The following is a 24,269-nucleotide window of genomic DNA, read 5'->3' on the forward strand; positions in this document are numbered from 1 at the left end:
AGCCCCATATCTGGTGGTTTCTGGATGAGATGGCTAAAGCCATCTCCTACCTGTCAGAAACCATCGGCCCTCTTGTCATCCCGAACGAAGTGAGGGACCTGCATTTCCGCCCGTACAGGCACGGAAATGCAGGTCCCTCGTCGCTTTGCTCCTCGAGATGACAATCCCGAGGAGATTCGGAGAGTGCGCTTAGAACTGCAGGCGCACGCCGAGCTGCAACTGACGCGGGCTGAGCGCGAAGTTGCTGTTGTTGGTAGCCGTCGTCTGCCCGAAGGGCGTGGAGTACGGCGTAAGGGTGGCACCAGCGGTGGTGTTCGTCACGAAGTAAGCCGAGCTGTTCACAGACGAGACGTTCTGGTGGTTGGCGATATTGAAGGCCTCGCCCAGGAACTCGAACGAGTAGCGTTCGCGCCAAACGAAGCGCTTGGAGGCGCGCAGGTCGGCGTTGTAGATCTCCGGCTGCTGAACAGCATTGCGGCCGAACACCGGTACGCGGTTCGGGGTGCCGCCCGATCCGTTAAACGAGCTGGTTGTGATGATGCTCTGCGCCTTCGCACCCGGTGCCGGCGTCAGCGTCGAGGAAGCACCGCTGATGCCAACTGAGTAGGGCAGGCCCGTCTGGAAGTAGAAGGACGGAGACAGCTGGAAGTCATTCACGATGTAGCCGAGCCATCCATGCTCATGCCACGGCCCGTTGAGGACTCCCGACACTACGAAGCGGTTCGGTACGTTCTGGTTCGAGTTGCCGTATTCTGCGTGGAAGTTCGCAGGATCGAGCACGTCGTTGGCGCTTGCACCCGTGAGGTTGTTTTCTCCGTAGTCGAGCGCGTGCGACCAGGTGTAGTTGGCGGTGATATCGACGTAGTGCGAGAGGCGGTGCTTGAACTGCGCGACGAAGGCCTCGTAGTTCGAGTTCACACCGCTGAAGATATCGGTGATCGAGCTGAAGTTGGGGTTGGGACGGCCATTCGCGTTTGCCGTCTTGAAGAAGATATCCGTGTTGAAGGTGTAGCCGTTAGGCAGCGGTCCGGGCTTTCCGCCAGTCACTACTGTGAACGGTACGGAGGTCGGAGTCGGCAGGTTTGTGTCCACAGTGTCGGGCAGACGGCGTCCCCATGATCCCAGCCACGAGATGCTGAAAACATCGTTCTGCGAAATCTGCTGCTCCACCGTCAGGTCGGCCTGGTGAATCTGCGGAATCTTGAAGTTGGGGTCAAGATAATCGGCGGTAACATTGCCACCGGCAGCGCCAAGGCAGGCTGCCTGGTTCTGCGGAGCGACGACCTGCGGGAATACCGGAGTGCATGCGCCGCCGGGCAGAAGCGTCGGGTTGCTCTGGCTGCCGGCTGCGCCGGTTCCGACGAGAGCCTGGTAGAGGGTGGAGTTGATGGCACGTGCGTAGAACATTCCATAACCACCGCGAACGATGGTGCGGCCATTGCCCGAAGCGTCATAGGCGAAACCGACACGCGGTGCGACATTGGCGGCACTGCTGTTGAGCTTCGAGGTCTGCGGCAGCAGGGCGTTCGGCAGCTGCGCACTGGGGAAGGACTCATAGTCCCAGCGAATGCCGAGCGTCACGCTGAGGCGGCGGCTGACCTTCCACTGGTCCTGCACGAAGGCCGCGTAGTCGTTGGTGGTCATCTGGAGGCCCGGCAGACCGGCACCCTGGGTGTAATTCAGGAAGTGCTGGGCCGTCTTGCCCGCAACCGGGTTCTGCGAGAGGTAGAGGTCAGAGATGTAGTTGCCGAGCAGCGTGTTTCCCGAGTAGCTGTAACCGCCGTACTGGTTGTACAGGTTCGAGAGCAGGTCGTAGGTGTGGATGTAGTCCTCACCGAACTTGAAGTCGTGGTTGCCACGAATCCACTCAACGCTGTCAGCAATCTGCCAGCGACGCTCGTCAGGATACGACGCGCGCTCGAGGAACTGCGGCGTACCGAACTGGAAGAAGCCGCTCAGGTAGACGTTCGTAGGCAGGCCGAGCGGATTGACGTAGCCGCTCGGGGTGTTGACCAGGTTGGTCTGCTCGTAGGCTGTAGGAGCCTGGTTCGACTCGAACTCGAAGTCCCGGCCGTACATGTAGCGGATCTGGTTGCTCACGCTGGAAGTGATAAAAGTGTCGAGCTTGCCGACGATCCAGTTGTCGCGCACGTAGTCGTTGCCGAAGCTGGATTTTCCGTAGGCCACCGCCGGGGAAGTCTGAATGCCGGCAGGCGAGGTCCAGCGCATACGGTTGGCTTCGATCGAAGCATGGTTATGGGAATTGACCTGCCAGTCGATCTTCGGGAACCAGAGCGTCTGGTCGCCTACGCGGGGCGTGGTGCCGAGCATAGAGCTCAGGCCCTGGATGCCGTTGTTGTAGATACCGTAAGCAGCCGCGTAGCTCATGCCGGTGTTGCTTGCGATCTGGCAGACGTTCGCGTCCTGGTAGCTGGGAGCTGCGGTTCCGGTGGTAGTGCCGCAGGTCTTGCCGCCAGGCAACGCTGCATCGGCAGCGCCATAGAAGTTGGCGTTGGCGCTGGCGCCGAGCGGAGTCGCGGTGCCCGGAAAGTCATGATAGAAACGATCTCCGGCGAGGAAGAAGAAGAGACGGTCCTTCAGGAAGGGACCACCAACGCTGAAGCCATACTGGCGGCGCAGGTCGGTCGGCTGGAAAGGAACCACGGTGAACTTGCCGGGCGCGGTTTCGACGGCATGCGTCACCGAGGAGTTGATCGCGTTCCAGTCGCCATCGCGGTCGAAGAGGTATCCAGTGCCGTGGAAAGAGTTGGTGCCGCTCTTGGTAACCGAGTTCACGATGCCGCCGGCGGAGCGTCCATATTCCACCGAGTAGTTCGAGGTGTTCACCTGGAACTCCTGAACGGCTTCTTTGATGGTCGAGTAGCCCGCGCGGGTACGGCCGCGCTCTTCAGAGAAGAACGCCTGGTTGTCGTCGGTTCCATCGATGGTGATGTTGTTGAGCAGGGTGCTTTGACCGCGGAAGCTCAGCAGGCCATAGCCGTTTGAATCGTTCACAACGCCAGGAGTAAGAAGCGCGAAGGCCGACCAGCGATAGTTGTTCACCGGCAGGTTGTGCAGCGTGTCCTGTTCGATGACGCCGGCAACGGCTGGCGAGTCGGTATTCACGAGCGGCGCAGCACCGGTCACTTCGACCGTCTGCGATTCGGAACCCGCATTGAGCTTGACCTCAACAGAGGTGAGCAAGCCAACCTGCACGGTGAGGTCAGCAGCACGGAAGGTCTCGAAACCCGGCGCTGTAACCGTTACCGTGTAACCTCCCGGCTGGAGGTGGATCGCGCGGAAGTATCCCGATCCATCAGTGGAGAGCTTCTGCTCGGCATTGGTCGCGTTCTCGTGAACGACAACCGTTGCGTTGGGAACGACGGCTCCCGAAGCGTCAGTCGCGGTTCCACCGACAGCGCCATCCACGGCGGTCTGCGCGAACACGGTCACACATGAAAACAGGCAGAATACGAGTGCCAGCCAGAAGGCAGCACGAGGGCGTTGCGACATTGGTTTCTCCTAAAGAGGGCTGCACAGCTTGAGCAAAATCAGCAGTCTTGCATACGCAGCGAGTGAATCATTTCCGGGTATCTTTCACCGGCATATTTATAGTTTGTTAAATGCCCTGGGGGCAGGAAACACGAGCGGGCGATACAGCCGCCCACGCTGAACATGTTTCCACTATAGTTTTACATTCGCGTGAATTTATTGAAATAGGAGATGTAAATAACGCTAAAAAATAAGCTTGCAACCCAACTGGATTTGACGCTGCCGATAGAAAGTGCTGCTATTTGCATTCGTCACTGTACCGAATCCAGAAGCACCAGTGCTCCCATCAAGATAGGTCAAGTGCGCCGTGTTTGTATAAGCCGCGTCATTATCAAGGATGTATCCGATTGGATCGATCGAAGTTACATTTTGATGATTCATTACATTGAAAGCTTCGCCCAGTATCTCGAAGGTGACGCGATCCGAAAGATGAGTCGTCTTGGACGCGCGCACGTCAAGATTGCTCACCGCAGGATAGCGATAGGTGTTGCGGCCGATCTGCGGCAGGATGTCGTTGCCGCCCGTACCATTCAGGCTGTCTCCGAGCCCGCTGATACGCGGACCCGTGCCGGTTCCGCCAATAATCACCCCGCCCTGGTTCGGCGCGTTCACACAATTCGACCCCATCTCAAGCCAGTCCTGGTATGAACATGAAGGCGCGGGGACTGAGCCCATCGTACGCATGGAGTAGGGCAGTCCGGTATGCCATTCTCCTGTCGCGCCCAGCATGTATCCGTTGAAGAGGCCTCCTGCGAAGCCGCGAAACTTCCAGGGTGTTTCAAGAACGATCCCCCCGGTCGCACGCTGCCTCACATCGAAGTTCGAAGAGCCATGCTCGTAGCGCAGGTCGGTAGGATCGTAAACCGTGTTGTTCTGGGCAAAAGTCGACTCATCCTGATTGTTGTCAATGGCGTGCGCCCAGGTATAGCTCACGTTGACATTCATCGCGCGTGTCATGCGATGCACCAGGCGAGCCATCGCCGCCTGATAAGTGGCATTCGTCTCGCTGACAATGCGCGTGACTGCGCCGTAGTCCGGGTTGATTCGCTGATAGAAAAACCTGCTCGCGACGCTGGCCTGCTTGATAGGCCCAGCATTGTTCGGATCTTCAATGGTGTAATTCAATGTGCCGGTGGCGCTGGTATCGATGTTGGCATCGAGAAAACTCGGCAGCTCGTGCGAAAAAGCGCCAAGGTACGCGATCATCAGTGCCGATCTATGCCCCAGTTCCTGCTGCAGTGAAAGCGATGCCTGCTCGACCTGGGGATTCTGGAAATGCGCATCGAAATACGTCACCGTCGGAAGCACAGATGGCTTCGATGTCGAAGAAAAGATGAACGGAAACGACGGAGCCCCTGTGTCGAGCGGGCGAAAGTAATAACTGCGCTGTGCGGTCGCCGTACCCGTCGCCGTCAATGCGCTGTATACCGTCGCATTGGGTACACGGCCGTAGTAAAGACCGTAACCACCGCGCAGGATCGTGTGTCCTTTGCCGAGTAGATCCCAGGCAAAACCGGCACGCGGAGCATAGTTGTTGCGGTCATGCGGCATGGTGCCCGTCTGCGGATAATCCGGATTCACCAGCAGCTTGTTCTGCCTGGGCAGATCCTCGTAGTCGTAGCGCAATCCGAGAGAAAGCGTAAAGCGGCGCGTCAGCTTCCAGTCGTCGGCAACAAACGCCGCGTAGTCCGCGGTTTCAAAGGTCCACTCTGGAGTGCCGATCGCCTGCTCGAAGTACGAATAGCAGGGGTCCAGTCCCGCTCCTGTCGTCGACCCGTCACAATGGCTCGGAGCAATCAGGTCCGAGACAAAATTGAGGACGCTCGAGTACGAATACACACCCGCCTGCTGATTCAGTCCATCAATTCTGTCCGTGACATAGTTGTAGTCGAAGCCTGCCTTCAGCGCGTGACTGCCACGAATCCACGTCACCGCGTCTACATACTGCTGGCGATGCTCATCAGGATACGCAGGCTTATCGAGTGACGCGCGCGTGCCGAACGTGAAGCCCGTGCTGCGATCGACAGACACCTGCGGCGCCAGCCCGAGAGTGTTGTTGGCCAGTTGCTGCTCAAAGCCCGTCGGCGGATTCACAGTCTGTGCCAGAATCTCGTGACTGTATTGGTAGCGGGCGCTGTTGAGCAGCGTCGGCGTCAGAAAATACTCCCACCCGGCGATGCCCGTCTCCGATTGCGTGCTGCTGTTGCCGAAGCTGTTTACGCCGTACGTGTCTGACACCTGCGAGACCGCGCCGTTCAGCGATGTGCGCCGCATCACGTTCACCTGCGCGACAAGATGATTGCGGTTATTCGGTCTCCAGTCGATCTTCGGAAAAGCAATCCATTGGTTTGCGGTGCGCGGCACCGAACCAAGCAGCCCTCCGAGATCAGCCATCGCCTTGTTGTACGAGACCAATGCCGCAGAAGCATTCTGCGCGGTTCGCGCTGCGAGCGTCGCGATGGCTGCAGCGGTCGGCGGTGCGAAGAACGTCTCCGGCTCGTTGGCCCGCGCTACTCCGGGATCGTTCCTGTGGTGCTGCTCGTAAGCGAAGAACCAGAAGAGCCGATTCTGCTGGATCGGCCCTCCTGCAGATGCCTCCCACTGCATGCGGTGATCGGACGGCGTGTAGGGCGTAGTGATCCACTCACCCTGGGCATTCTGCGTTTCAAGCGATGTATATCCGTTGCCGGCGTTGAACAACTCGCCACGATCGTAAAAAGCCGCCCGCCCATGCAGCCGGTTGCCGCCGCTGCGCGTCACGGAGTTGATCACGCCGCCAGTGGCGCGTCCGTTCTCTGCCGAGAAGTTCGACACGTTTACCTGGAACTCACCAATCGCCGCGCGCGCAGTGGAGTTGCCGCTGCCGCCGCGCTCTCCGCCAAAGAACGCAAGGCTGTGGTCGGTGCCGTCGAGGGTAATGCCGTTCATCGCCGGGCTCTGGCCATGAAAGCTGAGAGACCCGGCAGCGTCGCCTGCTCTGGTCGAACCTCCTGCCAGCGCTGCAAGGCTCGACCAGCGGGCATCGCTTAATGGAAAGGATTCCAGCCCCTGCTGGCTGGTATTGCTCGTGATCGCAGGCGTTGGATCGCCTCCAGGACGCTCGTCCTGCGGACGCGCCATGCGGTCCTTGTAGGCGATGCTCAGCTTGGGCGAGAGCAGCGTGATGCGGCCCACTTCCACAATCACGCTGTCCGACCGCCAGGCGGCCAGTCCCGGCGCGCTTACCCGGATCGAGTAAACGCCCGGCGCCACCTCGGCGAAGCGGAAGTTGCCATGCTTGTCGCACACCACCTGGCTCATGCCGCCGGTGGAGAAGCTGCGCAGCGTCACCAGCGCGGGAAAAAGCCTGCCCGCGGCGTCCGTAACCTGCCCGGCGACCGTGCCGCCGGTTCCCGACTGCGCCGGAGCCATCCCCGCCAGCGTTGCCAACAGTACAAAGAGCACGCACAACGCGTCTCGACGGCTTCTCATGCAGATCGTTCCTCGCAGCAAAGCGTCAATACGTCACAAAAACGGACGAAAATTTAGAGCCTCAGGTACTGCCATGCCTCCTGAACGGCCCATGGGCATGCTTTCGCCGGAGACGCGCGCGCCCCAGTCGTAGCTGCTCCCTGATTATTTGGAATTCGTGAATGCAGACTAACGGATTCGTTAGAATAGAAGAGAAAAATGTTTATTGACGAAGCCAAAATACGTGTAAAAGCCGGTGACGGAGGTAATGGCTGCATGGCCTTCCGCCGCGAAAAGTTCGTGCCTCGCGGAGGCCCGTCCGGCGGCGACGGCGGCCACGGCGGCGACATCGTTATGGAGTCGACCGAGCGCCACAACACCCTCATGTACTACCGCTTCAACCCCGAGCACAAGGGCGAACGCGGCGAACACGGCATGGGCTCCAACTGCTCGGGCAAGGACGGCAAGGACGTCATCCTCAAGGTTCCCGTGGGCACCTCGGTCTACGACATGGAGACCGGCGAGCTGATCCACGACTTCAGCCAGCCTGACGAGCGCATCATCATCGCCAAGGCAGGGCGCGGCGGACGCGGCAACCAGCACTTCGCCACCTCCACGCACCAGGCCCCGCGCGAGCACGAGATGGGCCGCCCGGGCGAAGAGCGCGCGCTGCGGCTGGAACTGAAAGTGCTGGCCGATGTGGGACTCGTCGGCTATCCCAACGTGGGCAAATCCACGCTGATCTCGCGCATCTCGGCCGCCAAGCCGAAGATTGCCGATTATCCCTTCACGACGCTCCAGCCCAACCTGGGCGTGGTCTCGATCGGCGAAGCTCCGTTTGAGCAGAGCTACGTTGTGGCCGATATTCCGGGACTGATCGAAGGCGCGCACCTCGGCGCCGGACTCGGCGTGCAGTTCCTGCGCCACATCGAACGCACCCGCGTGCTGGTGCACCTGGTCGACGTGTCGGACGCGAGCGCCCGCCCCGATCCGGTCGAAGACTTCAAGGTGATCATGGGCGAGCTGGCCAGCTTCGGCCACGGACTCGACGAGAAACCCATGATCGTCGTAGCCTCCAAAGCCGACGTAGCCAACCCCGACAAGCTCAAAAAGCTGAAGGCCATGGCCAAGCGAAAGAAGCTCGACTTCTACGAGATCTCAGCAGTAACCGGTCTCGGAGTAGACAAGCTGAAGTACGCGATCGGGGAAAAGGTGTTCGCGCTGCGGGAAGCGGAGAAGGCTGGCGTGGCGTTGTAGTTCGCGCGACCTCTAGCTTCCTGGCAGAATAAATTAGAGTCCTATAAGCTCCTCCGAATCAACAACCTATCAGGAGATACTTGCTCCGCGACAGGCCAAGCGAGTATTCTAAGTGAGTCAGCTACCAACGGGATGGCCATAGGCAAGCCACGAGTTGACGCCCGCCAGCAAGCGCTGGTCTCCACCCAAGCGTGGAAATTGAAAGAGGCCCCGATTAGCAGTCTTCTAAGGGAGGTCCGAGAGGATCTCCCTTCTGCCTTTAGTCCCTGATCTTCTTTCCATGCAGAGTGTTGTAAAGGATGATCTCAAAACGGATCGGCTTGCCTGCCGGAAGCTTGTTCCTTTCCCTGACAAACGCAGTTTGAATGTAGAGATTCAAACGCCCCTTGGTGGAAGACTTCGAAACGGTAAAGAAGATGTCGTAATCGACCTCCTGCCCGTTTTCGTCCAAGATGGCGACGGTGAAGAAGTTCCCGTGCCCGGTGTGCATGCAGTACCGGCGAATCAGTTCACTCACAATTCCCGGCAGATTTTGCGACAGGCTATACCGGCGTGGATCAAACAGCCTCGACTCCCTCTTATCGCTGTAAAGCAGGGATCGATCGTAAGCTCCATCTTCGGGCAGGCCCTTCGTAAAGCAATGAAGGCTGTAGCTCACATCGACAATGTATTTTCGCTCGGGCTTATCGCTCACAGGCGGAACGATGAACTCAATGGTGCAGCGATTGAGGTGATGGAGCGAATACTCAACGTCTCCATGCTTGAAGGGCCGCCACTTCACTCATTCAGTATCAGAGAATCTTCCCTCAGAAACTCCCGCCCACTCGCGACTCGCAACGCCAAGGTAATCATGAGTGAGTTGACCAGCCTGAAGTCGCGGACTCGACGAGAAACCCATGATCGTCGTCGCCTCCAAAGCCGACTTGGCCAACCCTGACAAGCTCAAAAAGCTGAAGGCCATGGCCAAGCGAAAGAAGCTCGACTTCTACGAGATCTCAGCCGTAATAGACCTCGGAATCGACAAGCTGAAGTATGCGATCAGGGAAAAGGTGTTCGCGCTGCGGGAGGCTGAAAAGGCTGGCGTGGCGCTGTAAGGGAGCAGTTATCCGCATTCGACGTACTTTTTGTCTTTTGTGAGTTAGATTAGACTTACGCTGGTACGAGTTGGAGTCTCGCGGATCGATGACGAAAATTATTTGTCTTTTTAATCACAAGGGCGGTGTAAGTAAGACTACAACCGCATTTAACCTTGGCTGGACAATGGCGTTAAAGGGTAAGAAAGTTATCCTTGCCGATTTCGATCCCCAGTGCAACCTCACTGGGATGGTGATGGGCTTTCAACGAGTAGATGATCTTGAGAAAATCTATGCGAGTGCGCCACCCAACAACATCAAAGACGGGCTTGCACCCGCGTTCGAGTCCCAACCTAGAGAAGTCTCTGCAGTAGAGTGCGTAGCAATTTCAGGCGTAGAGAATTTGTGGCTTCTACCTGGCCACATTAATCTAGCCGAATACGAAACCACCCTTGGTATCGCCCAAGAACTCAGCGGCTCCTTACTAGCTCTACGGAATTTGCCAGGCTCCATCAGATTTCTCCTGGAGCGAACTGCGGAAAAATATGACGCTGATTATGTCCTAGTTGACATGAGTCCGAGCTTGGGGCCACTCAATCAAAATCTTCTGACGACAAGCGATTACTTTGTCGTGCCGCTTCATCCCGACTATTTTTCTTCAATGGCACTCAGCTCTCTGGCGAATGTACTACCGCGCTGGAAAACTTGGGCTGTAGCCGCCTACCAGACGGAAGCCCTCAAGACCGCCGATTACCCATTTCCAGAACCCAAAACATCTTTTGCAGGTGCGGTGATACAAAAATATCGCCCACGTCTCGGAAAAGCGAGCACTGCATTTCAGAGGTGGATCGACCAGTTGACGAGCGGACTCAGGGTGATTCTCGTCCCTGCGCTGGAACGGGCAGGAATGTTGGACGCATCGAGTTTCAAGACACGTTGCGGGCTTGACCCATGGACTCCCGTCCTCGAAGTCGCCGACTTCAACAGCCTTATTGCGTTTTCCCAAGAACATCAGGTACCAATTTTCGCACTCACCCCTGAGCAGACTGGGCAGGTTGGCGCAGTATGGGATCAAACTGTAACAAGCATGCAGACATTTCAGAAAGCTTTTGAGCAGTTCGCAGACAGGCTCATCAGCTTGACCGATTAAGTACCGTGACCCCCATTGCTCAGTTCGAAGCAGTTTGGGATAGATGCGCTTTGCTATCCGGACTTTATTCGTACATAGAAAAGCACGTCGCAGCCATATTGCAAGCAGACGAGTTGCTAAGGGCCGAGTGGGTATCTAGGGTCTCTGCAATGGATCACTTCGTGCATGAATTGATTGCTGATGGCATGGTCGCGATTTTTGAAGGAAGACGACCTATTACACCGGCCTACTTGAAATTCCAAGTCGAGATGGAAACGGTACAGCGAATAAGGTCTGCTGCAAATCCTACCGAAGCTACGTCGACGTTCGATCTTCATGTCCGAGAACAGTTAGGCCGAATAACATACCAGGCGGCAGACGACATTGCGAATGGCGTGCGCCTAATATCCTCGGTGGAGTTATGGAACGAAATAGCGCTAAAGCTAGGTGCGACCCCGGCAAAGAAAACTGAGTTTGCAAAGAGTTTGAAAAGAAAACACTCCTTGATTATTCGACGCCGCAACATGATCGCGCACGAGGGAGACATTAAGAGGACTGCAATCCGCGAGCCTTGGCCGATAACAGTAGCAGACCTGAATGCAGTTTCGGAGCATATCGAAAAGGTCGTTAGAGCGATCGATCAGCTAGTCGCTATGCGATAAGCGATTTCATGACAAATCAAATCGCAGACGAGTCTGGCCAAAGCAAACATCAACACTCATGCAATCAAGTATTGCCCACTATTGCCGTCGAAAATAGTGGTTCGATATCGGTCGACAGACCGCCTCCTGCATAATGAACTCATGACCAGCCGACGCCAACTCCTTCTCGCTGGTTCTTCGCTGCTGGCTTCTGGATTGTTTCGTGGCTTCACTCCCTCGCTCTTTGCGCAGCAGGCGGCTGCGCTCGACGTGGCCTCGGCTGGCTCCTTTCGGGCGATGTTGGAGGGGCCTTTGAAGGCTGCGGCGGCGCAGTCTCTCCGGCTGGATCTGCGTGCTCATTCGCAGGGGGCGGACGCGGTGGCGAAGTCTCTGCTCGATGGAACGCTCGCTGCCGATGTCTTTATTCCCATCACCGCCAGCCCCATGCTTGCCGTCATGCGCGGCGGCGCGGCCGTGGTAGCCGAGCCCATTGCGCGCACGGAGCTGGTGATCGTCTACAGCCCGAAGAGCCGCTTTGCCCCGCAACTGGCGGCGGCTGCGGAGAGCTCCGCGAAGGGCGGCGACGGCTGGTTGCAGGTGCTGCAATCTCCGGGCCTGCGGCTGGCGCGGTCGAATCCGGCGGCGGACCCGGGCGGACGCGCCATCCTCTTCGCGCTCATGCTGGCCGCGAAGAAATACAACCAACCGAAGCTGGTGGAGACGGTGCTGGGCGACGCGATGAATCCCGCGCAGGTGGGCGCGGTGAAGAATCCCCGGCAGGCGCTCGAGAGCGGTGAGATCGACGTGATGGCTTCCTACAAGACCAGCGTCGACGACCTGCCCTGTCTCGCGCTGCCAGCCGACGTGAACCTGAGCGGCAACGACCTGAAGGCGAAGCATCCGGACGTAAGCCTGACGCTGGGCGGCAAGGTCTTTTATCCGGAGTCGCTGATGTTCTACGCGGCGGTGCTGAAGAAGGCCGCCAACCCTGCGGGCGCGGCGGCCTTTGTCGCGTGGCTCAAGGGCGAAGAAGCGCAAGGCATTCTGCGGAGCGGTGGGTTCGATGCTCCCGGTGACGCTGCACCCTTGCACCCGTAGAGATCGTGCTTCCCACCCAAGCGGAGCTTGGATGGGCACCCTTTTTCGCGGCGGATTGGAAATCGCTTCGCTCGTCTAGCGTTGGTGCGCGTCGATCAACTGGATCAGCTTGTTTGAGATGACCTGCTCGTCGGCGAGCGATGGATGCCCGTTGCAGGCGGTGAAAGCCAATCCGTTTACGGGCAGAAAAGTGATGTCCTTATCTCCGCCGGCCTGTACCTGCTGCACAACCTTCTGCGCTTCGGCTTCGATCTCTCCATCGGCCATGTCGGTCGCCCAGACGATGATGTACGCCTTCGGATTGCCTGCCCTTAACTTCTGCAGAAACCGCTGGTAGGTGGCTTCGAAGTCGGCGTGGAGCTCTTCGCGGGTCTTCCAGGGTTCGCCGGGATTGAGTTTGGTCGAGAAGTCATTCGTGCCGAGAGCGATGACCAGTACGCTCGGCTTCCACGACGGATCGGAGTAGGCCTGCTTCTTGTCGAAGAGCACGTAGGGATAGGCCTGCGGCAGATGATCGGCGGCGAAGTTGTTGTAGTTGCGCACGACGCCCCGGCCGGAGATGGCGTTCACCTGGTAATCCGCATCGTAGTGCCGCGCCGTGAGCGGGCCGAAGGCCTTCGTGTCGTCCGTCCTCGACCACACTTCATCCTTGGTGCAGGTATGCGTCGAGGACAGGTTGCCGTAACCCACAGTATGCGAGTCTCCGATGAACTCCATCTGAAGATGGCGGGGCGCAGGCTCAAGGCTCTGCTCGCCGTCGGGAATGGCGAAGCCTCCAAAGGTGTTGGGAGCGTCCACGCTCTCGGTTGCAATGAAGATATCTATCTCATGGCGCTGGCCGCTGAGGTTCTGCACCTCGTAGACGCCGGGGTCAGGCTTTACGAGAGATGTCTCGTCTCCGTCGACGGCGACATGCAGGATCTCTTCATTCTTGCCGACACGGAAGAAGACCCGCGAGCCACGGAAGGCAGCACGGTAGTAGATTCCTGGCCACTGCGACACGTAATCGCTGGGGCTGAAGCTCGTTGCATCCGCTGCCGGCTCGGTCTGCACCCTGCCTCCGATGGAGATGCTGAGAGCATGGAGACGTGGCACTTCGGAAGCTTTCTGGACGGTCAAGGAAGCCGGATGTGGCGCGGCATACGCGGTTGCGGCGCAGGCAATTCCGAGGAAAAGTCCGGGAATGAATTTTCTCTGCATGCTGCCCAAGATAGCTGAACGCAAAGAAAAAGGCGCGGTCCATAAGGACCACGCCTTTGCTGAAAAGAGCTGCGTTATGCCTGGGCGGCTACCGCTCCAACCGGCTCGTTCGCCCGCACGCGGAAGCGCTTGGTGTTGATCGAGAGGGTCTTCTCCATGCGGCGCAGGATCTTGGCTTCATCCGGTGCAGCAAAGGTGGAGGCGATGCCCCGCTTCTGCGCGCGGCCGGTACGGCCAATGCGGTGAACGAAATCTTCCGCCTCGCGGGGCATGTCGTAGTTCACAACATGCGCCACGTCGGCCACGTCGATGCCGCGAGCGGCAACGTCGGTAGCTACGAGCACGCGATGGTGACCCTGGGCAAAGCTGCGCAGGGCAGCGTTACGCTGCGACTGCGAGCGGTCGCCGTGGATCTGCGTGGCGGTGTGACCGTTGCGCGAAAGGCGGCGGGCAACGCGATCCGCGCCATGCTTGGTGCGAACGAAGACCAGGAAGCTGCCGTCGTGCGAGGTCAGCAGGTGCTCGAGCAGCTCCTGCTTTTTGTCGACGGTGACTTCGAATGTCTGCAGCTCAACGTTTTCAGAGGGCTTGAGCACCGAGCCGATTTCGACACGGGCGGGGTTCTTGACGTACTCGTTTACGACCTTCTGGATGGCCGGGCTGAGCGTGGCCGAGTAGCAGAGCGTCTGGCGCTCGGCTGGCAGGGCTGCAGCAATGCGGCGAATAGCCGGCTGGAAGCCCATGTCGAGCATGCGGTCCACTTCGTCGAGCACCAGCATACGGATGCCGTCGAGCTTGACCAGCTTGCGCTGGAGGTAGTCTTCGAGGCGGCCGGGAGTGGCAACAATGAGGCGCGCGCCGCGGCGCAGGGCCTGCAGCTGCGGCTCTTCAGACATGCCGCCGACAACCAGGGCTACTCCGCCGTGATTCTGCGTGAGCTTCTTGTAGCCTTCCTGCACCTGGATCGCGAGTTCGCGCGTAGGCAGCAGGACGAGCCCGCAGGCTCCCTTGCCCTGTACGCCGCGCATGCGCTCGATGAGCGGCACGAGGAAGCTGAGGGTCTTGCCGGTTCCGGTCTGCGCGGTGGCAAGAACGTCCTTGCCTTCGAGGGCGGGCGGAATGGCTCCGGCCTGAACCGGGGTGGGGGTAATGAACTTGGCCGCCGCGAGCTGCTTCTGGAGTTCGGGCGAAATATTGAAATCGGTAAAGTGTGTCAATCTGTCCTTGCACACGGCGGGCCTGCGCTCCATCCTGGTCGCGCGGCGGTTGCCGGTATCGCTGGGTTCTTTCGCAGGCAGGCATTACCGCGCAGCGGAAGAAAGATGTCATGTCTGTTGCGTAGGGAAGGTGCCGGGATCAACAAGGCTCTGCCGCACGCTGCGTCTTCGGCCGGGAAACGCACGAAGCGCCGGCCTGGCTCCGAAACAACACAGGAGCCATCACGCTGAGGGGCTTGGGGTAGATCAGGCGATCTTGCTGGATGAGGGCGAAGAGCGGCTCACAACCAAACAACTGAGCGTAAACCAAGTATAGCAGAGTTAAGCGATAACGATACCCACCCTGCGCGCGTAGCCGGCCCAGGCTTCCGGCTGGTCAAGCGGCCCGCGAAAGCCGATGTAACCGTCCGGGCGGATCAGCAACACTTTCGGGTCCTGCCCTATCGCCTTAACGCCGGCGGCATCGAGCTGCGCGGCATCGATCGCAAAGATGTCCGCCGCAGGAAGCTGCTGCCGGAACTCCTCCACATCTTTCTTTGAGGCGCCGCAAAGCACAGCCAGGTGGTGCGGGCTCGTCCAGGCCTCGAGCAGCGAGCGCGCTCTGCCGAGCGGCAGGTCGGGCATGCGATCGCCTGCGCGGAGATCGCCATCCCCACCTCGATCGGTAACCGCAGGGGAATGGCGATACTCAATCGCGGTTTCGGAGATGAAGCCCGTCGCGGCTTTCTGCACAGGACTCAACTGCGTCACCAATGGCAGAATGGCGTTGCGCAGACCCTCAAGCAGCGAGTTTTCAGTGGTGGCCATCTTCAGGGCCCGGCTGGTGAAGCTGAGCAGCCGCTTCCCTACCGCGCCGCGCTCCTGCTGGTAGCTGTCGAGCAGGCTGTCTGGAGCGCCCCTGGCAACGGCAGCGATCTTCCAACCGAGATTTGCGGCGTCCTGCATGCCGGTGTTCATGCCCTGTCCGCCGACAGGCGAATGGATATGCGACGCATCCCCGGCGAGAAAGATGTTTCCGCTGCGATAATGAGCGGCCTGGCGATCGTTCACGCGGAATGGTGTGATCCAGTCCGCGGACAATACACGGACCTTTACTCCGGACTGGTCAATGGCTTTCTGGAAGTCCTCCAGTGTAATGGGCGCATTCTCATCCCGTTTCTGATCTTCGTGCAGGGCGACGATCAAGCGGGTGTATTTGTCAGTGAGCCTTCCCATGAAAACGACGTTGCCATGATGGAGGTGGACCGCAAGCTCTTCAGACGGAGCATCGTGGCCTTCGATCTCGAGATCGCCGAGAAAGAAGAAAAGGTCCACTCCTTCGCCCTCGAAAGCGATGTCGCACATGCTGCGCACAGCGCTGTGCGCGCCATCGCAACCAATCAACCAGCGTGTTCTGAGCTCTTCGGTAGAACCATCGGAATGCCGCAGCGTCGCGAAAACTTCGCCCGCACCCTGCGACAGGACCGTGAGCTCCGTCTGCCGCTCGGTGACAACGTCGAGTGACTCCATATGTTCGTTCAGCAGGCGCTCGGTCTCGGTCTGCGGCAGGAAGAGCACAAATGGATAGCGTCCGGGAATATTGCTGACCTGTACATGCGCGATCTGGCGCCCGTTGCTGTAGAGCCGTCCGCCTTGCAGGCGCCGGCCGGCGGCTACTGCTTTTTCCGCCAGCCCGTAACGCTGCAGTAGCTCGAGGGTGCGTGCCTGCACCACCAGCGCCTGCGAGTGCTGCGCCATATGATCAGCCCGATCGATGATGCGAACGCTTAACCCGGCGCGGCGCAACTCGATGGCTGCGGTCATGCCGGTGGGTCCGGCGCCTACAATCAGGACATCGGGGTTTGTCATACGGAGTTCACGCTCCGCACAGCAGTTTATCCCCTCGAAGCGAGGCGCGGCACAAGAACTGCTTTGGCGCCCGGAGTTTCCTCGTAGGCCATCGCTTCATCAATTTGTTCGAGCGAGAACTCCCTTCCCGAACGGGTGTGGAAAAGCGGATCGGCGATCACGCCTTCGAGATAGCCGAGCGCAGCTTCGAGCCGCTGCGGGTCGGCGACCGTAGGGCTGTTGAAGTTGCTGAAGCGCCGAAGCACCAGATCTCTCGACACGATTACGAACGTCGAAAGAGTGACAGGAGCGGCCGCACCCAGGAAGCCATAGAAGGAAATCACGGAGCCCATCGGCAGATGCGGAGCAATACGGCTGGTAAGCTCTCCGCCGACGCCATCGAAAACCGCCGTCGTGCCGAGGCTCGCGGCCAGTTGGCTGAATCGATCATCAAATCCTGCGTCTCCCGTAACCAGCACATGCTCGATACCCTGCGCGCGTAGCTTTGCAGCGGCATCTGTGGAGCGCACGAGAAAGACTGCCGGCATGCCGCGCCTTTTTGCGAGAGCAGCGAGGGCGAGACCGGTGGCTGAATTGCCGGCGGTGACGACTATGCCTTTATGGCCTTCGCCACTGACCTGTTCCAGAAAAGCATGTGCTGTGATCACGTTGACGAGCGAGCCTGCATAATCTTTTGCCGAAACGGATGCCGGGAGCACCACGCAGCTCATGCGCGGCACCTGGGCGAATTCGCTCCACAGGCCGATGGTGGACTCACTGCGATTGAGCGAGCGGTAAATCGCCACGTCGCGGCCCACGAGTTCTGCCGGAACGCCTTCCCCGACGGCGCGAACGGTGCCGGCGGCAGATGCTCCCCAGACATTGTGGCCGAGGTTTTTCATCAGCCCACCGGCTACTCCGGGATTAGCGAGAAACGCTTTATCTCCGTGGTTGATTGCAGCAGCTTTGATCTCGACAACCAGGTGACCGGGCGGCGGATCGCTGGGAGTGGGAATATCGCGAACTTCGAGCTTCCGGTCGGCGTTGACACATACAGCTTTCACAACTTCCTCCTTGGCGCTTTCGCGGCATGTGCTGTCTCAGCGCCAAGGTCAGGAAACACCCTGGTCCGACGTTCTACAAGTACGGAAATTTTTGTTAGTGTCAGCGTTATGAAGTTCAGCACGGGATGCCCTGTCGCCTTCACCTCGCGCGTTCTCGGCGGAAAATGGAAAGCGCGCATCGTATGGGCGCTCATCCGGAATGAGCCTTTACGCTTTGCGGAGGTTCGCAGGGCATGCCCGCCGATCAGCGACCGCATCCTGACCAAGGAGCTGCGCGAGCTTGAGGACTGTGGGCTGATCTGGAGACAGGAATATCCCGTGGTGCCCCCAAAGACCGAGTATCGGCTCACCGAACTCGGCCAGACACTTCGCCCCGTGATGGCGTCGATGGCCGACTGGGGACTCGAGCATCGAGACAAGATCGTTCCGGCTCCCTAGCAGCTGCGCGGTGCGGCTAGGCTCCAGCCTGCAGCTTATCCCTTACCAGCGCGTTCCATTGTTCGAAGGCAATGGAGACAGGCGGCGACACTGCTCCCGGTTGAATCATGTCCACAATTTGCTGGGGCGGAATGTTGCCCTCCTTGCCGCGAAAAAGCACTTTTACCCAGGCGATAGCGGACAGTCCCTCGGAAGAGCGAAAGATGTGCTCCTGGTAGAACCACTTGTCGTCCCAGCAGACGGTGCGGGTGGCCAGATCGAAGGGTTTAAGAAATCCCAGCGAGCGCCGGTAGGTAATTGAAATGGACCCGGCAAGCGGCTTCCAGCCGCGTCTTACCGTGATGTCCAGTATGCCGGTCGCGGCCCAGGAATGTACCCGGCCGTAATCCATGAAACTGAGATAGCGCGAGTTATTCAGGTGAACATTGAAGTCGATATCCTGCAGCCAGACGCGCAACCGCACCGTATCCTCTTCGAAAAGGCCGATACGCGACAGAGGACGGATTCGCTGGCGCAACACCAGGGCAGGAATGCGAAGAAAACTATTGAGCTGGGACATGATCTTCCTGGCTTGAGTTTAACCGTCACCCGCGCGCAACCCCGGTCATGCATCGTGGATAGCGGTTGCGTCATCCAAGCAAGCTCACGCCGTAAAATCGACAGGAGAGTCCTCCATCATGGCTTCGCCAGAACGCTACATCTGTATTCATGGCCACTTCTACCAGCCGCCACGCGAAAACCCGTGGCTGGAGACGGTCGAGACACAGGACTCCGCTGCCCCGTATCACGATTGGAATGACCGGATCACCGCCGAGTGCTATGCGCCGAATGGCGCTGCCCGCGTTGTCAATGGCGATAACCGGATCATCCGCATCCTGAACAACTACGGCCGCATGAGCTTTAACTTCGGCCCTACCCTGCTCTCGTGGCTTCAGGAGAACGCCCACCGCGTCTACCAGATGATTCTGGACGCGGACGAGCACAGCTGCCTGCGCTTTGGCGGCCACGGCTCGGCGATGGCCCAGGTCTACAACCACATCATCATGCCGCTGGCTTCGACCCGGGATCGCATCACGCAGATTCGATGGGGAAAGCACGATTTTGAGCATCGCTTCGGCCGCAAGCCAGAGGGCATGTGGCTGGCGGAAACTGCCTGCGACACCGAAACACTGCAGCTGCTGGCAGAAGACGGCATCAAGTTTGTGGTGCTGGCGCCACACCAGTGCGCCCGGATCCGGCCGATTCCTCCCGCTCCAAAAGGGAAGAAAAAAGATGAGCCCGTTCCGGAAGGCCCGTGGATTGAAACCGCCAATGGGAGTGTGGATACGACGCGGCCTTACCGCGTAAATCTCGGCAATGGCCGGTCGATCGCGATTTTCTTTTATGACGGAGCGCGTTCGCGCGCCGTCGCCTTCGAGGGAATTCTCAACGATGGCGAAACCTTCGCCCGCCGCCTGATGGGTGGATTCTCCGACAACAGCGATCACCCTCAGATTGTGCACATCGCCACCGACGGCGAAAGCTACGGCCACCACCACCGCTATGGTGAGATGGCGCTGGCCTGGGCGATGAAATGGATCGAGACGGATGGCCGCGCCAAGCTGACGAATTACGGCGAATTTCTGGCCAAGTTTCCCCCTGCCTGGGAAGCCCAGATTGTCGAAAATACCTCGTGGAGCTGCGTGCACGGAGTCGAGCGCTGGCGCTCGAACTGCGGCTGCAACAGCGGCCGCCCCGGCTGGAACCAGGAATGGCGCCGGCCGTTGCGCGAAGGGCTCGACCAGCTGCGTGACAGCGCAGAACCGCTGGCGGCAAAGCTGGGAGCAACACTCTTCAAAGATGTAGACGCTGCTCGCAACGCATACATCTCGGTCATCCTGAATCGCAATAAGGAAAACATCGACTCCTTCTTCGCGCTGCACGCCACGCACGAGCTTTCAGAGGAAGAACGCCGGACAGCCCTGAAGCTGATGGAGCTCGAACGTCATGAGTTGCTCATGTACACCAGCTGCGGCTGGTTCTTCGACGAGATCACCGGTATCGAGACAGTGCAGATCATCGCCTATGCCAGCCGCATGCTGCAGCTGGCCGCGGAACTCTTCGGAGACGAAGGCGCTGCGCTCGAGAAACCGTTCCTCGACAAGCTGGCCACCGCCAAGAGCAACCTGCCCGATCAGAAAGACGGCGCGACAGCCTACGAACGCTACGTCCGCAACATGGAGCTCGACCTGGAGCATGTGGGCGCTCACTACGCCATCAGCTCGGTCTTCAAAAACTACCCTGAACAGACAGACCTCTTCTGCTACAGCATCCGCCAGCAGGCGCTCGAGATCGAAACATCGGGCCGGGGACGCCTTGAGATCGGCAGGGCGAGCATCTGTTCGAAGATCACCGAGGAGCAGGAGACGATCGTCTTCGCCGTCCTGCACTTCGGCGATCAGAACATTACCGCCGCAGTGAAGCCGTACCGCGAAGAAGAAGCCGAGGAGTTTGCCCGCTTTACACGCGAGGCGCGCGCGGCTGTCGTTCGCGCCGAGCTTCCCGAAGTCATTCGCGGTTTCGATCGCGTCTTCCCGATGAAGACCTACTCGATACGCTCGCTCTTTAAGGACGAGCAGCAACGCATCGTGGAAATGATCCTGAAGCCGCGCCTGGAGCGTGTAGAGGCAAGCCTGGCTTCGATCTACGACAATCAGGCCTCGCTGCTGCATTTCCTCAGCCAGAGTGGCCTGCAGCGTCCGCCCGCGCTCACGCTGGCGGCAACCTTCGCCATCAACGCCGGGCTGAAGCGCTCCATCGAAAGCTCGCCGATCGACAGCATCCAGATGCGGACCTATCTTGGCCTGGCTGCCTCCGACAATGTCGTACTCGACCGGCAGGACATTGGCTATATGGCCGATCAGCGCATGAAGCAGGCCATGATCGCGATGCAGGAAGAAATCGATGCTGACAGCGGCAACACTTCAGCCCTCGACGACGCCCTGCTGGTAGCCAGAACCGTGACCGAACTGCCCTTCGAGCTGAACCTGTGGCAGGCGCAGAACATCTGGTACGACATTTACCGCCGCCTCTTCCGCACCTGGAACCAGACTGCGCTGGACAGCGTGACCGGCCCAGGATTGCCACCCGCTCCCGCCGGCCCCGACGTCACCGGTATCGAAGAGGCCAGCACCTATGCTTCACAACACGACCGCTTTGTGGAACTGGGCAAATTAATGGGGATCTCGGTGGATGACCTCGTCATCGAAGAAGAGACGCCGCTTCCCGAGGATGCCGAAACCGCGATTGCGGAGTAATACTTGCAAGCATGAAACAGACACGCATTTCGCCCCAGATCGTGCAGGTTACGCATTTTGGCCTAGTGAATTGTTTCCTTGTCGACGAGCCGGATGGGCTCACGCTCGTCGATACCGGAATCAAAGGATGCGGACGGGCGATTCACCGGGCGGCCGCCGCCACGAACCGGCCCCTGAGACGGGTGCTGCTGACCCACTCCCACGCGGACCACGTCGGCGCGCTCGACCAGGTGACGAATGTTGTTTCCGGAATGGAAGTCGCCATCGGACGCCGGGAAGTGCGCCTGCTCGAAGGCGATATGGGGCTGGAGCCGGGAGAACCCACCGACAAGATCCGGGGGAGCTTCGTCAAACTGCAGACAGTCCCCTCGATTCTGCTGGACGAGGGCGACAGATACGGGTCGCTCGAGGTGATTTTTACGCCCGGCCACACGCCTGGGCACCTTGCGCTGCTCGACCCGCGCTCCGGAACGATCCTGGCCGGTGACGCGGTTGCCTCGATCGGCGGCCTGCGGGTGGTCGGCGACTGCTCAAAGCTGTTTCCGCTGCCGAACTTCGGCACCTGGCACAAGGCGACCGCGCTGAACAGTGCCCGCAAAATCGCGGACCTGCGGCCGGTTAACCTCGCCATGGGGCATGGCAAACCGCTGCTGGGAAACGCGACCGAGGGCCTGCGGGAGGCGATCCGCCACGCCGAGCAATCGTATGCGGGTAAGTAGCCGGTAAACGCTCACAGCCCCGCCCGGCATCCCAACCGCGTATGATCCGCAAACTCAAATCCGGCGAATATCGCATCTACTCGCGCAAAGTGGACGACTCCACCGGGAAACGCCGCAACCTGGGCACGTTTCCCAGCCTCGAGAAAGCCAAACAGCACGAGCGCGAAATCCAGTATTTCAAGAAGCACTAGCGTGCGAGGTTTCCTTTTAGAGTTTGTCATCGCGGTTAAAAGAGGGATCTGCACTTTTTCCTCGACAAGCGATACTGCGGGTGCCCCATCCATGACGGCATCATCGTCATGGGTGGGCTTAGTCCGCCCACCGGCATCCTCAGTGCAGATCCCTCACTCCGTTCGGGATGACAAAGCTATAGAGCGACGCTTCCTCTGAGGGTTCGCGCGATATATCATTAGATACCGGGTGGTAAGGATCTTTTCCACGCGGTTTCCCACCCTGTAAGCCCCCAGCCGCTTCGATTCCTGGACCCTGCACAATCCGCGGGCAAGGTGTGAAGCCGGCGATATCCTAGAGATTCGATTAAAGCAGGCAAAAGAGAAATGCAGGCAAAGACAGCGGTAGTAGTGGGCGCCCAGTGGGGCGACGAAGGCAAGGGCAAGATTGTCGATGTGCTCTCCGAAAATTTTTCGGTCGTGGCACGCTACGCCGGCGGACACAACGCCGGGCACACGGTCATCATCGGCGGGCAGAAGTTCATTCTGCAGCTGATTCCCTGCGGCATTCTCCGTCCCGACTGCCAGGCGGTCATCGGTAACGGCATCGTGCTCGACCCGATCGCTTTCCTGCGCGAAGTCGGTAAGCTGCGCGATCTCGGCGTGAACGTAGACAAGCAGGTCTTTGTCTCGAACCGCGCCCAGGTCATCCTGCCCTACCACCGCATGATCGAGCTGGCCGCGGAGAGCGCGCCGGGACGCCAGAAGATCGGCACCACCAGCCGCGGCATCGGTCCGGCATACGAAGACAAGATGGCCCGCAACGGCCTGCGCGTCGTCGACATGCTGAACTCGAACCTGCTCAAGACGCACATCCAGAACGCCTGCCACGAGAAGAATGCCATCGCGCATGCTCTCTTCGGCACCGAACCGCTGAACCCTGCGCAGATCTACGAGGAATACGTTAAGGCTGCCGAGCAGCTTGCTCCATTCGTGACCGATACCGCCTACCTGCTGAACCAGGCGATCCGCGACGGCAAGAGCGTGATGTTCGAGGGCGCGCAGGGCACCATGCTCGACATCGACCATGGCACCTACCCGTTCGTGACTTCGTCTTCGGCGACAGCCGGCGGCGCCATCACCGGAACCGGCGTCGGCCCGACGGCCATCGGCACTGTGATCGGCGTTACCAAGGCTTATGTCACCCGTGTGGGTGAAGGCCCGTTCCCGACCGAGCTGCACGGCCCTGAAGGGGAAGATCTGCGTGCCCGCGGACACGAATTCGGAGCGGTCACAGGCCGCCCGCGCCGCTGCGGATGGCTCGACCTGCCGCTGCTGCGTTACTCGAACATGGTTAACGGCACGGAGTGGCTGGTTGTGACCAAGATGGACGTGCTCGATTCGCTGGCGGAGATTCCGGTCTGCGTCGGTTACGAAATCGACGGTAAGCGTGTCGACACCATGCCTGCCGACGTACGCGGCCTCGAATCGATCAAGCCGATCCTGACCACGCTCAAGGGCTGGCAGGAGCCGACTGAACAGATCAGGGAATACGACAAGCTGCCTAAGGCGGCGCAGGAATATCTCCGCTTCCTCGAAAAGGAATCGGGAGCCCGCATCGGCATGGTTTCGACCGGCCCGGACCGCGACCAGACGATGGCGCTGCCCGACTTTGCCCAGGCATTGAAGTCGCTTGAGGCCTAATCGCTGATCCGGCCCTGAGAGCCGGAAGTACTCTATTCGCTCCACAAACGATTCAGGTTGCCATCAATGATTAGCTTTACCGTTCGCATGAATTTCAAGGCAGAGGATCGCGATAAGGTTCGCGATTCCCTGCTTGCACTTGCCGAAGAGTCGCGCAAGGAACCTGGCTGCGTCAGCTATGTTCCCCATACCATCGACGGCAACCCGGATACCGTTCTGATCTACGAGCAGTACAGGGATCAGGCGGCAGTCGATGCCCATCGCGCCTCGGAGCATTTCAAGAAATACGCCGTGGGTGGGTTTTACCAGCGTATGCTCGACCGTGAGGTAGAGAACCTCAACGCTATCTGCTGAAGTTTTTGAAGAGATGAAGAATTTCCGCTTCGCCACTCCATGAAGGAGTGCCGCAGCCCCCACATCTTTTACCATGGGAA

Annotated in this window: 19 protein-coding genes; 11 read left to right on the plus strand and 8 right to left on the minus strand. The window is 59.3% G+C overall.

What is annotated here, in order from left to right; translation table 11 throughout:
• Positions 1-189: 189 nt before the first annotated feature.
• Positions 190-3,513: a TonB-dependent receptor gene (locus LJD29_RS07405; RefSeq protein ID WP_446745112.1), complete on the minus strand. Its 3,324-nt coding sequence runs from the start codon at positions 3,511-3,513 to the stop codon at positions 190-192.
• A gap of 222 nt (positions 3,514-3,735) precedes the next feature.
• Entirely contained in the window at positions 3,736-7,023 is a 3,288-nt protein-coding gene (locus tag LJD29_RS07410) for a TonB-dependent receptor (protein ID WP_446745113.1), read from the minus strand.
• 198 nt (positions 7,024-7,221) lie between these two features.
• Between LJD29_RS07410 and obgE the strand changes: the two genes are divergently transcribed.
• Positions 7,222-8,259 (plus strand): GTPase ObgE, encoded by a 1,038-nt coding sequence (gene obgE, locus LJD29_RS07415; protein WP_446745114.1) that lies wholly within the window; start codon positions 7,222-7,224, stop codon positions 8,257-8,259.
• Positions 8,260-8,518: 259 nt separating this feature from the next.
• Here obgE and LJD29_RS07420 read toward each other — a convergent pair whose 3' ends face one another.
• Positions 8,519-9,040 carry a YjaZ family protein gene (locus tag LJD29_RS07420; protein WP_446745115.1) on the minus strand — a complete coding sequence of 174 codons (522 nt, stop codon included), beginning with the start codon at positions 9,038-9,040 and terminating at the stop codon, positions 8,519-8,521.
• A 115-nt stretch (positions 9,041-9,155) separates the two neighbouring features.
• Between LJD29_RS07420 and LJD29_RS07425 the strand changes: the two genes are divergently transcribed.
• The 4 genes from LJD29_RS07425 (at position 9,156) to LJD29_RS07440 (ending at position 12,200) form a co-directional block, all read left to right on the plus strand.
• Positions 9,156-9,353 carry a hypothetical protein gene (locus LJD29_RS07425; protein ID WP_446745116.1) on the plus strand — a complete coding sequence of 66 codons (198 nt, stop codon included), beginning with the start codon at positions 9,156-9,158 and terminating at the stop codon, positions 9,351-9,353.
• 88 nt (positions 9,354-9,441) lie between these two features.
• On the plus strand, positions 9,442-10,482 hold the full coding sequence (locus tag LJD29_RS07430) for a ParA family protein (protein ID WP_446745117.1): 1,041 nt from the start codon (positions 9,442-9,444) through the stop codon (positions 10,480-10,482).
• Positions 10,483-10,487: 5 nt separating this feature from the next.
• Positions 10,488-11,123: a HEPN domain-containing protein gene (locus LJD29_RS07435; RefSeq protein WP_446745118.1), complete on the plus strand. Its 636-nt coding sequence runs from the start codon at positions 10,488-10,490 to the stop codon at positions 11,121-11,123.
• A gap of 141 nt (positions 11,124-11,264) precedes the next feature.
• The gene (locus LJD29_RS07440) at positions 11,265-12,200 is read left to right on the plus strand and encodes a substrate-binding domain-containing protein (protein ID WP_446745119.1); all 936 of its coding nucleotides are present in this window, start codon (positions 11,265-11,267) and stop codon (positions 12,198-12,200) included.
• Positions 12,201-12,275: 75 nt separating this feature from the next.
• Here the strand turns inward: LJD29_RS07440 and LJD29_RS07445 are convergent, their stop codons facing one another.
• The 4 genes from LJD29_RS07445 to LJD29_RS07460 form a co-directional block, all read right to left on the minus strand.
• Positions 12,276-13,295 (minus strand): SGNH/GDSL hydrolase family protein, encoded by a 1,020-nt coding sequence (locus LJD29_RS07445; RefSeq protein ID WP_446745120.1) that lies wholly within the window; start codon positions 13,293-13,295, stop codon positions 12,276-12,278.
• A 179-nt stretch (positions 13,296-13,474) separates the two neighbouring features.
• Positions 13,475-14,617, minus strand: coding sequence for a DEAD/DEAH box helicase (locus LJD29_RS07450; RefSeq protein WP_446745121.1), 1,143 nt, complete (start codon positions 14,615-14,617; stop codon positions 13,475-13,477).
• Positions 14,618-14,938: 321 nt separating this feature from the next.
• The gene (locus LJD29_RS07455; RefSeq protein ID WP_446745122.1) at positions 14,939-16,465 is read right to left on the minus strand and encodes an FAD-dependent monooxygenase; all 1,527 of its coding nucleotides are present in this window, start codon (positions 16,463-16,465) and stop codon (positions 14,939-14,941) included.
• 26 nt (positions 16,466-16,491) lie between these two features.
• Positions 16,492-17,508 carry an alcohol dehydrogenase catalytic domain-containing protein gene (locus LJD29_RS07460; protein ID WP_446745123.1) on the minus strand — a complete coding sequence of 339 codons (1,017 nt, stop codon included), beginning with the start codon at positions 17,506-17,508 and terminating at the stop codon, positions 16,492-16,494.
• Between the two features lie 108 nt (positions 17,509-17,616).
• Here LJD29_RS07460 and LJD29_RS07465 point away from each other — a divergent pair, with 108 nt between their 5' ends.
• Positions 17,617-17,946, plus strand: a complete 330-nt coding sequence (locus LJD29_RS07465; RefSeq protein WP_446745124.1) for a winged helix-turn-helix transcriptional regulator — start codon at positions 17,617-17,619, stop codon at positions 17,944-17,946.
• A 16-nt stretch (positions 17,947-17,962) separates the two neighbouring features.
• On the opposite strand, the gene LJD29_RS07470 is transcribed toward LJD29_RS07465, so the two are convergent.
• A complete protein-coding gene (locus tag LJD29_RS07470; protein WP_446745125.1) occupies positions 17,963-18,505 on the minus strand; it encodes a thioesterase family protein in 543 nt (180 codons plus the stop codon).
• Between the two features lie 118 nt (positions 18,506-18,623).
• Between LJD29_RS07470 and LJD29_RS07475 the strand changes: the two genes are divergently transcribed.
• From LJD29_RS07475 to LJD29_RS07495, 5 genes are all read left to right on the plus strand, one after another.
• On the plus strand, positions 18,624-21,242 hold the full coding sequence (locus tag LJD29_RS07475) for a DUF3536 domain-containing protein (protein ID WP_446745126.1): 2,619 nt from the start codon (positions 18,624-18,626) through the stop codon (positions 21,240-21,242).
• Between the two features lie 11 nt (positions 21,243-21,253).
• Positions 21,254-21,961, plus strand: a complete 708-nt coding sequence (locus LJD29_RS07480; protein ID WP_446745127.1) for an MBL fold metallo-hydrolase — start codon at positions 21,254-21,256, stop codon at positions 21,959-21,961.
• A gap of 41 nt (positions 21,962-22,002) precedes the next feature.
• Entirely contained in the window at positions 22,003-22,152 is a 150-nt protein-coding gene (locus LJD29_RS07485; RefSeq protein ID WP_446745128.1) for a hypothetical protein, read from the plus strand.
• A gap of 366 nt (positions 22,153-22,518) precedes the next feature.
• Entirely contained in the window at positions 22,519-23,835 is a 1,317-nt protein-coding gene (locus LJD29_RS07490) for an adenylosuccinate synthase (protein ID WP_446745129.1), read from the plus strand.
• 66 nt (positions 23,836-23,901) lie between these two features.
• Positions 23,902-24,189 carry a putative quinol monooxygenase gene (locus LJD29_RS07495; RefSeq protein ID WP_446745130.1) on the plus strand — a complete coding sequence of 96 codons (288 nt, stop codon included), beginning with the start codon at positions 23,902-23,904 and terminating at the stop codon, positions 24,187-24,189.
• The last annotated feature ends 80 nt before the right edge of the window (positions 24,190-24,269 follow it).

Origin of the sequence: Silvibacterium acidisoli (assembly GCA_022870745.1) — a bacterium.
GTDB lineage: Bacteria > Acidobacteriota > Terriglobia > Terriglobales > Acidobacteriaceae > Silvibacterium.